We start from the raw sequence: 12,217 nt of genomic DNA on the forward strand, positions 1-12,217 counted from the left end.
GAGCATCTGTCAACACAATTTTTCGATGGCGATCAAAATTATCGCGCGTTGCAGGTTCCGGGCATCAGGCGCCGATCGGCTCAGCACGCTTTGCCGCGAAATTCCAGCGCAGCGCTTCACCCGTGTCGACGCGGGCGGGCAGCAAACCGGCCGCGAGGAACGTATCGGCGATCTTCTGCTGCTCACCGAAGTTCTGCGTGGCCACGGTGCGCACGAGATAGCTGCGTCGTGCGTTCGCGCGCTCGATCGTCTTCGCGTCGAGTCCCCAGATCGGGGCGAGGGTATTGGCGGCCTCCTGCTGATGTTCGCGCAGCCAGGTGCCGGCTTGCGACAACTGGTCGAACACGATCTGGATGACGTCGGGGCGCGCGGCGGCAAAGCTGCTCGACGCCAGGTAATAGCGTTGGTACGACGCAAGCCCGTCGCCGTCGGCAAGGATCCGCACGTCGGGATTCGCGTCGACCGATGCGACATACGGGTCCCACGTGATCCATGCATCGACGCTGCCGCGCTCGAACGCCGCGCGGCCGTCGGCCGGCGTCAGGTAGTGGATTGCGGCGTCGGCGGGGGTGAGCTTTGCGCGCGCGAGTGCGGCAAGCAGCAGGTAGTGGCTGCCGGCTGCCTTCGTGACGGCGATGCGCTTGCCCTTGAGATCGGCGAGCGTGCGCAGCGCGCTGTCGCGCTTGACGATGATGGCCTGCGCTTTCGGTGACGGCGCTTCCTGCGCGACGTATACGAAGCGCGCATGCGCGGCCTGCGCGAAGACGGGAACGGTGTCGGCCACGTCGGCACTGAAATCGACCGCGCCGACGTTGAGCGCTTCGGTCAGCGGCAAGCCGCTCGCGAATTCATGCCACGACACGCGCAGGCCGAGCGTCGCGAGCGACTGCTCCAGCGTGCCGCGCGTCTTGAGCAGCGTAATGAGCGTCGACGATTTCTGGTATCCGATGCGCAACGTGGAGGGCGCGTTCTCGGCGTGCGTCCGGATGCCGGCGACGCTCAGGCCGGCGGCCAGCATCGCGCGCGCGAACGCGCGGCGGTTCATCGACGTCATGGGGTGGTTCCTCGTCGGGTTCGTTGAAAGCGAGGCGGCTAACGTACCAACGGGGAGGGCAATCGATAACCGATTAATTCTGCTATCGATCGGAGTGGCGGGCATATGGCGCGGCACAGTACGCGCAATGTGCGGCCGGAAATGAAAAAAGGCCGGCTAGAAGCCGACCTTTTCAAAAACAGATGGTGCCCAGGAGAGGACTTGGTCACACGAGCGCGACCCCGGCTGCGCTTGCAAGCGCAGCCTTTCGAGTCCTCGCGCAAAGCGCGCAGGCGCTTTGCTTCCTGGGCCTGAAAAAGAAAAAGGCCGGCAGAAGCCGACCTTTTTTAAATAAGTGGTGCCCAGGAGAGGACTCGAATAAGATGCACAATTGCTTGATTTATAAGGAGAAGAAGTCTCGATGTGATGCTTTGTGTACTCATTAATGCACTCAACTGTAGCTGGTTTGAAAAATCCTCTCAGTTTGTCGCACGAAAGCAACATCACTTTGCACGCCGGCCGCACGGTCCATGGACTTCAACGCATTGATCAAGGCGTTGCACAAGGTGTGCCACGCACGGACTCGTGTCCGAAGTTGCGAGGCCGAGGCGCCTGAGCACACCGAGCAGGCCGACAGTGAGCAGTGCGCTATGCGCACGAAGCGCTTCCGCTTCGATGTGAAGGAGCATGAAGAGCTTGCCGACGGAGTTGATATCACCGCGCTCAACCTCGGCGCCGGGTTCGGTAATGGGATGGCGCGTTTCAACAACGTCGATGTCGCCGCGAAGTATGCAGTGTCGCCTGCACTCTTTGTGATGGCCGCTTATGATTATCTCAAGGGTTCGAACGTCACGCGTGCCAATGGGCAGAATCTGGGCAACCAGCATTACAACCAGGTCAGTCTCATGACCGACTACTTCCTGTCCAAACGCACCGACGTGTATCTGGAAGGCGCATATCAGCGCGCCTCGGGTACGTCCTCGACGGGCGGGGCCGCCGTCGCAGATATTGGCAATCTCGGCGACTCCACAAACAACCACCAGTTTGTTGTTCGTGCGGCGCTGCGCCACAAGTTCTGAGTAGCAACAGGGAGAGATGCATGCCCGCCTTCGCGGGCAATCTTGAGCGGCCGGTTAAGGTGGACCAACCGGTCGAGGCCTGCTGGCAATTCGACGGCCTGCAGGATTTTCAGGAGATCGATGTGTTGCTGCATCTGTTTCGAGCTGGCCTTGCCCGGCGGCAGCCGTAGCCACGCGAGCCACGTCAGGCGGCCGTCGGCGCAGCGCTGCAACAATCGGTCGAGCCGTTGGCCGTGCTCCTCCGAGAGGGGGCTGGGCTTTCCGTTCTTGACCTTCCGGCGAACTGGAAAGTGCTGGTCGGCATCGCTGGACTGGTAACTGAAGAAATTCTGCGCGACGACACGGACGACGTCGATGTAATCGCGGATGCTGTACTTACCAAAATCGCGAATGGAGAGGCGTCTCCCTCGGACCTCGCGGCGATGGGCTTCACGGATGTCGATAATTGTGAACTGAGCTATGTGGTCGTCGAAGAGGCTGCGCGGATTTTGCGCGAAGGATGGCAGGTCGTGCAGCGAGAGGCCGAGCATCTGATTGAGTCTGCTGCAGACTAATTTCCCTTCATCAATCTTCGCCTCAAACCGGCGCCGCTCGTCTCATCGTCGGCTGCGACAAGGCAGGAGCGTGCTCGTGCCCCAAGTCCTGGATGTGGCGTGAGCGTAGATGATCAGTCAACAGAACGGATTGCCCCGAAGTCTAGTCCGCAGCAGCAACAGCGAGCGGGTCGATGAGGCGTCGCTATGTATCGATTTGGGGGTTATTCTCGAATCAAGAATCGGTTGCGATTCTTTGCGTCCTTGATCCATGCCGGCGCGCGACCACGGCCCGACCAGGTTGCGCCGGTCTTCGGATCGCGATACTTCGCTTCTACTGGGGCTTTCGCTTGCTTAGCAGATCGGATGCGACGTGTACCGAAGATGTCCTTCTCGGTGATGCCGTATTCCGCGACCTTCGCTCGGATGTCGTCGACGACAGCTTGGAACTCGGCTATGCGGGCAGCTTCGGTTTTCTCGGCCAAAGCATCCAATTGAGCTTTCAGTTCCTTGTAAGTCGCCATCCGTTCCTCCTCTGGTTGTGTATAGCCACTTTGTCCATAGTTAGGGAGGCGAAATAGTATTTGTTTTGACTACAGCGCCAATGGATGCTGACCGGGCGTGGAACCCGTTGTGCGGTATTCGGTCAAGATCTCCGTTCCTTCTGGCATCTACTACTTTCATGCACCGATCTGTGGGTTGACGCCCGCGCCTGCCTTATCCATCGATTTCCAGCAAGCGCTTCCGTGGCGGTCCACCAGATGTGGCACGAGAACGAGCGCGCATAAAAAAATGTGCTTAGAGCCTCGTTCCTACATGTCGCTCAACGCGTGACCGTTAAAGATGCCTACAATCGAAGAAATGCAGCCATTTTTTCGACCGCGTTCTCCAGAAGATGCCGACCGGGGTGGGTCTGCAGGCCACGCATCTGCGCATCGTAGAGTAGTGCGGTCCGCTCGGGCTTCATAATTAGATCGGCTATTACGGCGTCCGGGTTCGAACAGCTGAGGTCAATCGGCACCCCGTCTTCGGGCCGCATACCTATCGGCGACGCATTGATTACAAATTGGTGCCTTGGCAGCGCCTCGGCCGATGCGTCAAAGACGGCCGTCGCATACTGCGACGATAGCAGGTCGACCGTTTCGAGCAATGCGTCGCGGCGAATGTCATGCAGATCCAGACGAGCAATACCGGCTTGCGCAAGGGCATGCGCGAGCGAGACGCCAGCGCCGCCCGCAGCGCCGACCAGCAGCGCGCAAGAGCCAGCTATGCGGTGCCCTTGTTTCAGCAACCCAGTGACAAATCCTTCGCCGTCGAAGTTGTCGCCTTCCCAATTGGCATCGTTTGCTCGCCGTATGCAGTTGATTGAACCAATCGCGCGGGCGCGCGGTGTCAGGTGCTGCACGAAGCGAGTCGCTGCAATCTTATGTGGCACCGTGATCACAATCCCCGCCAGATTTTGGATGTGCCGTAGGCTTTCAAGCGTTGCGCAGAGATGCTCTGGCTGCACGTGCGCCGGAAGCAACACCGCGTTGATGCCGCGCCGAGCGAAATGCGCGTTGAAGAGTTGTGGCGATTGCACTTGGGAAATGGGATCAGCGACAATCGCAACCCAGCGAGTATCACCGTCGATAGGAGGACAAGTAGCGAGGGTCATGATGAAAACTCCGCGGACATGGGTTGAGGGAGACCTATCGGGGCGGTGCGCCGCGCATGCCGTACACAGTAAGGCACACCCTGCGATGAGGATGGCAATGATGGCTTGCGGGCGTGAGTCTCAGCAGAACGATTCCAACCGTTCTGCGCACCTCTGCAAGACGAGGTCGGGCGGGAGCTTCCACCAATTGTCGCGGGAGAAAATCTCGACTTCGACCATGCCGGCATATCCGGCGTCCTCGACCATTCTCCGGAAGTTCTGCAGGTCAATGACGCCGTCTCCCATCATCCCGCGGTCGAGCAACATGTCGCCGGTCGGAACCAGCCAGTCGGATACGTGATAGGCATAGATGCGCCCGTTGTCACCGGCGGAAGCGACGGACACCTCCAACTGAGGATCCCACCAGCAGTGGTAGACATCGACGGCAATACCGAGGAACCCATCGTTGTGAGGGTCGAGTTCGTGCGCAAGGGTGACAGCTTGTCCTAACGTATTGATGACCGATCGGTCGCCTGCATACATCGGATGCAGCGGTTCGATCGCCAACGGGACGCCAAGCTTGCGTGCTTCTTCAAGCAACGCACCGATGCCATCCTTTACCTGCGAGCGCGCAGCTGCCAGGTTACGGCTACCTTCAGGAAGGCCGCCTACCACCATCACGAAACATTCGGCCCCCAATTCCGCTGCATCGTTCAACGCCCGAACGTTCGACTGAATGTTGGCCAGGCGCTGTTCTTCGGTGGAGGCGGGGAAGTAGGTCGATCGGCAGTATCCGGTGACTTTCAGTTCGAGCGCGCGGATTTGCTTTGCGATCTTGCTCACATCAGCCGCCTCGACTTCGTGACGCCAAGGAGCCAACCCGCCGAACCCCGCCTTGGCGATTCGGTCGATCGTCACCTCGATCGGTTCGCGGTGCCCAAGTGTTGCGGTGTTGATGGAGCAACGGGTTAGGTGAAGAGATTCCATGTAGTCAATTCAGCATGTATTTAGGTATGCTTATCTAGATCGAACCGCCAAGCCGGCGGGTTCTGCGCTTATTCGGCGCATCCGAGGGTTGTCATAACCGCTCGCGCACGATTGACGGCCAGCTCTGGATCTTTAAGAAGGTTCGCCTGATCAGCGAGGCGGAAAAGCTCCGCAAAATAGAAGGGCGGCCTCATGCCATGATGTCCGCCCAACATGAAGAAGTGCGGCTGAAAACCATTCAGGTAGGCCAGAAACACGACTCCAGTCTTGTAGTACTGTGTCGGCGCACGGAAGATAAGGCGCGACAGCGGGACGGTCGGTGCAAGCAGATCGTCATAGCGAGCCAGATCGTTCGCGGCGAGCGCAGACAGAGCCTGCGACGCAGCAGGCGCGATCGCATCGAAGATGCCAAGCAGTGCATGCGAATAGCCGACCTTGTCGCCGGCGATGAGACTCGGATAGTTGAAGTCGTCGCCGGTGTACATCTTCACGGTCTCGGGAAGGCGCCGGCGGAAGGCGATCTCCTTCGCATCATCCAGCAGAGAAATCTTGATGCCGTCGACCTTTGACTCATTCGCGGCGATAACTTCGAGGCATACCCTTGCCGAGCTTTCGAAGTCGGAATGGCCCCAGTAGCCCGCCAGCTCGGGATCGAACGCCTCTCCGAGCCAGTGGAGAATGACCGGCTTGTCGCAAGCGGACAGAACTTCCCGATAGACACGAATGTAGTCGTTCGCATCCTTTGCCACGCGCGCAAGGGCGCGGCTCGCCATCAGAATAATCTGACCACCCGCACGCTGGACGCTCTCGATTTGCGTCAGGTATGCCCTGATCACGTCGTCGCACGTACGTGCATCGTTCACGGGCAGATGGTCCGTGCCGCAGCCGGATGCGATTAACGCGCCGGGAATGTCGCGCGTTTCGTTTAGCGTGCGGACGATTAACTCTTTCGCCGAGTCCCAGGACAGGCCCATGCCGCGTTGTGCGGTGTCCATCGCCTCGGCAATGCCCAGACCTTGCTCGAGGAGATAGCGCCGATATTCGATGGTCCTGTCCCAGTCGATCGCGCAAGGTTGTCCGAGTTCGCCGCTACGCCTCGGATCGGCAACCACATGTGCAGCAGAATAGGCGATGCGGTTAAAAGGAGCCGCAGGCTTCACGACTTGCAGCGGCGTGCCGGTCAGACGGTAGTCAACGAGCGTGCCTTCCAGAGTTGGGAGCTTGATTTGCATGACTTGAATCCCCACGTCAGTATTTAGAAACAAGAAGACCGCCATCGACGCGGATCGCTTGACCAACGCTGAACGGCAGGCCGCCCGTTGCCAGCGTGCGCACGGCAAGTGCGACTTCGTTTGGCTTGCCCCATCGCTTGATGGCGGTCAGCCCGTTCTCCATGAGCGCGTCGTAGCGCGCCTTCGATGGCGCAGTCATTTCCGTTTCGATCAGGCCCGGCTGCACTTCAAAGACGCTGACCCCCAGTTCCGCAAGCCGCAAGCTGAACAGGGTGGTTGCCATCGACAGACCGGCTTTCGAAACGCAGTATTCGCTGCGTTGAGGCGACGCTGCGACTGCGTTCGACGAGGTAATCGTGATAATCGAACGATTGACGCTCGATTGCGGTGCGTTGGCGACACGCCGACCGAATGCTTGCATCAAGAAGAAGGTGCCTCGGGTGTTTACATTGAGGCATCGGTCATAGCTTTCGGGTGTGACGTCCAGAAGATCGCCGCGCGACATGACCGACACCCCGGCGTTATTGACCAGGCAGGTGACGGGGCCAATCGCATCCTCGACCGCCTGAAACAGCGCGTCGTGATGCGCGATATCTGCGAGGTTCGATGTCAGTGCTACGCACTTGACGCCGATGTGCTCAATATCGGCGCACGTGGCGACTAATTCATCCGATGTTTCGACATCTGTAATCGCGATGTCGAAGCCGGCATTAGCGAGCTCGAGCGCGATCGCTCGACCGATGCCGCGACGAGCGCCCGTAACCAGCGCGACTTGGCGGTGCTCCATGTGTCATCTCCTGCATGACTTGTTCTGACATGTCGTCATACGATTTCACGCCTTATCGCGCCAACCGTAAGTAACGATCCAGTTCGTTATTTAATACCTCGCACGATGACCTGTCAAAAAAGGGTTTTCCCCTAGATTGGCGGAAAACCCTTCGAAATTCAGAACGTGGAGGGGGAGATGTAGTGAGGGCGAAGAAAGGAGCAGGCGCTGCGGTTATCGGGGGCGCAGGAGGCTGAACACCGTTTCGATGTTGAATTCGAGGCGCTTCTGAAGGGCTTCCTTCGAGACGAAATCGAAGCCGAAGATGACTTCGCCAGTGAACCGATTCGTCAGATAGTAATAGCCGATGGCGGCCAAGGTCAGATGCAGCTGACTTGCGTCGATCCCTGGCCGAAAGTCGCCTGATGCAACCCCGCGATCCAGAATCTGCTGCAGCATGTCAATGAACCCGCGATGCAAGTCCATGAAGCGCCGTGACTTCTTGACGTGGCGTGCGCGATGCAGGTTCTCACTGTTCACCAACGACATGAACTCCGGGTGCTTCAGGTAATACTCCCAAGTGAACGTCATCAGAGTGCGGATTGCCTCAACCGGCGGCAGATGGTCGAGTGCGAGCTTTCGTTCCTCGGTCCGGATGTCGGTCCACATTTCTTCGAGAACGGTTTGGAATAACTCCTCCTTACCCTTGAAGTACTCGTAAATCATCCGTTTGTTTACACCCGCTTTCTCAGCGATGGAATCGATGCGAGCGCCGCCAAGGCCGACCTTCGCAAATTCCGCTTTCGCTGCAGCCAGGATCTTTGCCTGTGTCTGAACAGGGTCACGCAGACGCTTGGCGCGTGTTGGCTTTGCTGCAGCGTGTACTTCGCCGCTCTCTTCGACAGGTGTCGTTTGCATGTTCGTGGGCCACTTCGAAAGTTAAACGGTAACTGCAAACCGATCGCGCTGGCAATCGCAATGTCAGTAGGGTGCGCCACGGGCTGACTATCGTAAACCCCATATCGGGTTCACCCGCCCTTGAACGTCGCTTTTCACTGTGCCACCATGCGTCGTAAGTAACGATACGGTTCGGTACTAAGGAATTTGCAGATTAGCACAGGAGGCGTTGTGAACAAGTGGACCAATGCAGATGCCATTGCGGCTTCGATCTTTGACGGTGCGACGATCGCAATCACCGGCTCGGGTGGCGGCCTGCTTGAGCCGGACGCTATCCTCACGGCAATCGAGGCGCGGTTCCTCGAAACCGGCCATCCGCGCAATCTGACGGTCGTTCATGCACTGGGCGTGGGCGACGGTCAAGGCAGTGGCCTTGGGCGATTCGCTCACCCTGGCATGGTCAAGCGCGTGATCGGTGGCCACTGGGTTTGGTCCTCTGCAATGCAAAAGCTGGCCGAAAGCGGTCAGATCGAGGGTTACAGCTTCCCGGGCGGTGTGATTGCGACTTTATTCCGCGAAATCGGCGCGGGCCGACCGGGTGTCATCACCCGAGTTGGTCTGAGAACCTTCGTCGATCCGCGTCTGGGTGGCGGCAAACTGAACGACGTTACCACCGAAGATCTCGTGGAGTTGATTGAGATCGATGGCAAGGAATTCCTTCGCTACAAGCCCCTCAAGATCGACTTCTCGATCGTCATGGCGTCGTGTGCTGACGACCACGGTAATCTCTCGACCCGCCACGAACCGGCAGATCTCGATATCTACGCGGTCGCGCTGGCCGCGCACAACAGCGGCGGCAAAGTCATCGCGCAGGTGAAATCGCGACCCCGTTCCCATGTGCCCGCACGACTGGTTCGAGTGCCCGGCGTCATGGTCGACTTTACCGTCGAGACACCGACCCAACGTCAGTGCCAGATCAGTGAATACGACGCGACGTTGAGCGGCGAGCAACTCGGCGAGACGCCCGACATCGAAATGCCCGATGGAATGCGCCTCATCGTGGCCGAGCGCGCAGCGCGGGAGCTTGGCTCCAATCAATCCGTGAACTTCGGCTTCGGCTTCCCCGGCGCGATCCCGGCCGTTTTGGCCTCGCAGGGGCGCGGTGATGAGTATTGGGGTTCCGTTGAACAAGGCATTCATCGTGGCTCCATGCTCGATGGCTCTATGTTCGGGACAGCACGCAACGCCGACGCCATTGTTCCGAGCGTCGACCAGTTCGACTGGTACAGCGGCGGGGGCATCGACGTGACCTTCCTCGGCATGGGCGAATTCGATGAGGAGGGCAATGTGAACGTATCGAAGCTCGGTTCCACAGTCGTCGGCCCGGGCGGTTTCATGGATATAGCGCAGGGCGCGAAAAAGCTTGTGTTCTGCGGTGCGTTCGAGGCCAAGGGATTGCGCGTCGAATGCAATGGCGACACGCTTGAAATTCTCTCGCCGGGGTCGGTGCCGAAAGCCGTGAAGAAGGTGCGGCATGTCACGTTCAGTGGCGTGCAAGCGCGTCTGGACGGCAAAGAAGTCTTTTACATCACTGAACGCGCGGTGTTCAGGCTTGATGCGCTCGGCGTCTGCCTCATTGAAGTGGCGAAAGGCGTCGATATGCACCGTGACGTGCTCTCGCGAATGGAGTTCACGCCGCTGATCGATGAACGGCTTCTCGAAACCGCCGCTGCTCACTAAAACTGATTGGCATCCCAAATCGTTCTAAGGAAGAAGAGGTTCTTCATGTCTGACGCTGACATTGTCTACGAAGCGAAAGGTAGCATCGCGACCATTACGCTCAACCGCGTTTCGCGTCATAACGCGCTGACGCTGCAGATGCTGGATGACATCGAACGCGCGGTTGAGGATGTCGAGCGCAACGATGTAATCCGCGTGCTGAAGATCGAAACTGCCAGTCCGCGCTTCTTTTGCAGCGGCGCGGATATCAACGAGTGGGGCGACATCGATCCGCAGAAGATGGGAACCCGCTTCATTCGTGAAGGCAATCGAGTGTTTCGCAGAATCGCAGAACTTGACAAACCAACCATCGCTGTTCTTTCTGCCAGCGCGCTTGGTGGCGGATTCGAACTTGCGCTGACCTGCGACCTCCGCTACGCAAGCACGCAAGCCAAGGTTGGCTTTCCTGAAGCGTCGGTGGGTGCCATCCCGGGTTGGATGGGTTGCGCCCGACTTTCCGAACTCGTGGGCGCAACGCGCACGCGTGAGCTGATCCTTCTCGGCGAACCGATCTCGGCCACAACTGCCGCGGCGTGGGGCGTAATCAACGAAGCCGTCGAAGTGGATCAGCTGCGCAGCCGCGTCGATGCGGTATGCGAGACGCTCGTCAAGCGATCAAGGACCTCGCTGTCGGTTGGCAAGCGACTCGTTCGCATGATGGAGACGGGCCAGCATGAATACGCTCACGAACTTGCTGCCTCGGTATGCAAGGCGTCGCCCGATGCAATCGAGGGCGTCGCCGCGTTCCGCGAGAAACGGCACGCGTCGTTCCGTTAATTATCAACCCACCACGCAGTTATATAAGCCGCATCAGCGGACCAAGCACATCAAGGAGACAGGAGTCGATCATGGACCGTTCTGCTATTCGGTGGCGCATTTGTGCGCTGCTCTTCTTCGCGACCACAATCAATTACCTGGACCGCCAGGTACTGGGTCTGCTCAAGCCCGAGCTCGCCGTGACCTTCCACTGGACGGAGACACAGTACAGCTATATTGTCATGGTGTTCACGGCCTGCTACGCAATCGGGATGTTGTTGTCGGGCAAGATGGCCGACAAGGTCGGCGTGAAGATCGGATACGGCGTATGCGTGTTGGTGTGGAGCATTGCCGCGTGCGGTCATGCTCTCGTGCGCAGCACGCTGGGCTTTGGGGTGATGCGCGCGCTGCTTGGCATCTCTGAATCGGGCAGCTTCCCCTGCGCTGTGAAAAGCGTGTCGGAGTGGTTTCCCCGTAAGGAGCAAGCACTCGCGGTCGGTATCCTGACGTCGGGTACCAGCATTGGTGCCGTAGCCGCTCCGGCGACAGTTCCCTGGCTGGCCGCAACCTATGGCTGGGAGGCTGCATTCTTTATCACTGGTCTGACGGGCTTTATCTGGCTGGGCTTCTGGTACTTCATGTATCAGGTGCCAGCGAAGCACGCGAAGGTCAACGAGGCAGAACTCACATACATTAGCGAGGATTCGGCTCCCGCCGTCGCGACCCCAAAGGTGAGCTGGTTCACGTTGCTCAAGCTGCGTCCGACGTGGGCATTTTTTGCCGGCAAGCTTTTGACCGACCCGATCTGGTGGTTCATGCTGTTCTGGCTCCCGTCGTATTTCAATTCGCGCTTCAACCTCGACCTCAAGAACCTCGGCCTTCCTCTGGTGGTCGTGTATGTGTCAACGTCGATCGGTAGCGTGGGCGGCGGTTGGGTGTCGTCGAAGCTGATTCAACGCGGCTGGTCGGTGACGAAGGCGCGACAAACAACGATGCTTGTGTTCGCGTTTCTTGTGACGCCGATTGCGTTTTCTCCGTGGATCGACAATATGTGGGCGATGGTCGGTCTTCTGAGCTTGGCTGCCGCCTCACATCAAGCGTGGTCCGCCAATCTCTTTACGACGGCATCGGACATGTTCCCCAAGGCCGCGGTTGGCTCGGTGGTCGGCATCGGTGGTCTGGCCGGAGCGCTTGGCGCGACACTTTTCCCGTTGGCCGTAGGGTCGGTGCTTGACCACTTCAAGATGCTCGGTCACATCAACGTCGGCTACAACATGCTCTTCGTTGTCTGTGGTTTGGCCTACTTGGTCGCATGGGTCGCGATGCGCGTCATCCGTGCCTCGAGTGAGCCCGTCGATATCGCGCAGCTTTCGCCGACCGCTCACGGCTAATGCTGGTTACTTTGAACGTAAGGCGCCTTTCGGAGACGTTAGTCTTGGCTTCGAAAGGCGATAGTGTAGAGCGAGTGATCAATTGGCCATAGCGGTTTCAGCAGAACACTAACCATCAACACAGGTTG

The 12,217-nt window shown here is 58.8% G+C and carries 12 protein-coding genes and 1 pseudogene; 5 read left to right on the forward strand and 8 right to left on the reverse strand.

Features of this window, described 5'->3' with window-relative positions:
* Positions 1 to 64: 64 nt before the first annotated feature.
* Entirely contained in the window at positions 65 to 1,054 is a 990-nt protein-coding gene (locus NQV17_RS16395) for an aliphatic sulfonate ABC transporter substrate-binding protein (protein ID WP_257773244.1), read from the reverse strand.
* Between the two features lie 509 nt (positions 1,055 to 1,563).
* Between NQV17_RS16395 and NQV17_RS16400 the strand changes: the two genes are divergently transcribed.
* A complete protein-coding gene (locus tag NQV17_RS16400; RefSeq protein WP_257773029.1) occupies positions 1,564 to 2,112 on the forward strand; it encodes a porin in 549 nt (182 codons plus the stop codon).
* Between the two features lie 26 nt (positions 2,113 to 2,138).
* Here NQV17_RS16400 and NQV17_RS38075 read toward each other — a convergent pair.
* Positions 2,139 to 2,366, reverse strand: a pseudogene (locus tag NQV17_RS38075) (hypothetical protein); the annotation flags it as partial.
* Between NQV17_RS38075 and NQV17_RS16410 the strand changes: the two are divergent.
* Positions 2,340 to 2,666 (forward strand): hypothetical protein, encoded by a 327-nt coding sequence (locus NQV17_RS16410; protein ID WP_257773031.1) that lies wholly within the window; start codon positions 2,340 to 2,342, stop codon positions 2,664 to 2,666. The pseudogene NQV17_RS38075 and the gene NQV17_RS16410 sit on opposite strands and share 27 nt — an antisense overlap.
* Before the next feature lie 203 nt (positions 2,667 to 2,869).
* Here NQV17_RS16410 and NQV17_RS16415 read toward each other — a convergent pair whose 3' ends face one another.
* The 6 genes from NQV17_RS16415 to NQV17_RS16440 all read right to left on the reverse strand — a co-directional run bounded on the left by NQV17_RS16415 (position 2,870) and on the right by NQV17_RS16440 (position 8,184).
* Entirely contained in the window at positions 2,870 to 3,169 is a 300-nt protein-coding gene (locus NQV17_RS16415) for an H-NS histone family protein (protein WP_257773032.1), read from the reverse strand.
* A 323-nt stretch (positions 3,170 to 3,492) separates the two neighbouring features.
* On the reverse strand, positions 3,493 to 4,302 hold the full coding sequence (locus tag NQV17_RS16420) for a shikimate dehydrogenase (RefSeq protein WP_257773033.1): 810 nt from the start codon (positions 4,300 to 4,302) through the stop codon (positions 3,493 to 3,495).
* 120 nt (positions 4,303 to 4,422) lie between these two features.
* Positions 4,423 to 5,268: a sugar phosphate isomerase/epimerase gene (locus NQV17_RS16425; protein ID WP_257773034.1), complete on the reverse strand. Its 846-nt coding sequence runs from the start codon at positions 5,266 to 5,268 to the stop codon at positions 4,423 to 4,425.
* 68 nt (positions 5,269 to 5,336) lie between these two features.
* Positions 5,337 to 6,500, reverse strand: coding sequence for a dihydrodipicolinate synthase family protein (locus NQV17_RS16430; protein WP_257773035.1), 1,164 nt, complete (start codon positions 6,498 to 6,500; stop codon positions 5,337 to 5,339).
* A 16-nt stretch (positions 6,501 to 6,516) separates the two neighbouring features.
* The gene (locus tag NQV17_RS16435; RefSeq protein WP_257773036.1) at positions 6,517 to 7,287 is read right to left on the reverse strand and encodes a 3-ketoacyl-ACP reductase; all 771 of its coding nucleotides are present in this window, start codon (positions 7,285 to 7,287) and stop codon (positions 6,517 to 6,519) included.
* A gap of 213 nt (positions 7,288 to 7,500) precedes the next feature.
* Positions 7,501 to 8,184, reverse strand: a complete 684-nt coding sequence (locus tag NQV17_RS16440; protein ID WP_257773037.1) for a TetR/AcrR family transcriptional regulator — start codon at positions 8,182 to 8,184, stop codon at positions 7,501 to 7,503.
* A gap of 210 nt (positions 8,185 to 8,394) precedes the next feature.
* Here NQV17_RS16440 and NQV17_RS16445 point away from each other — a divergent pair, with 210 nt between their 5' ends.
* The 3 genes from NQV17_RS16445 to NQV17_RS16455 all read left to right on the forward strand — a co-directional run bounded on the left by NQV17_RS16445 (position 8,395) and on the right by NQV17_RS16455 (position 12,089).
* Entirely contained in the window at positions 8,395 to 9,903 is a 1,509-nt protein-coding gene (locus tag NQV17_RS16445) for an acyl CoA:acetate/3-ketoacid CoA transferase (protein ID WP_257773038.1), read from the forward strand.
* A 45-nt stretch (positions 9,904 to 9,948) separates the two neighbouring features.
* Complete coding sequence (locus NQV17_RS16450) at positions 9,949 to 10,719, forward strand: enoyl-CoA hydratase/isomerase family protein (RefSeq protein WP_257773039.1); 771 nt, start codon at positions 9,949 to 9,951, stop codon at positions 10,717 to 10,719.
* A gap of 71 nt (positions 10,720 to 10,790) precedes the next feature.
* A complete protein-coding gene (locus NQV17_RS16455; protein ID WP_257773040.1) occupies positions 10,791 to 12,089 on the forward strand; it encodes an MFS transporter in 1,299 nt (432 codons plus the stop codon).
* Positions 12,090 to 12,217: the final 128 nt, after the last annotated feature.

Origin of the sequence: Burkholderia sp. SCN-KJ (assembly GCF_024656005.1) — a bacterium.
GTDB lineage: Bacteria > Pseudomonadota > Gammaproteobacteria > Burkholderiales > Burkholderiaceae > Burkholderia.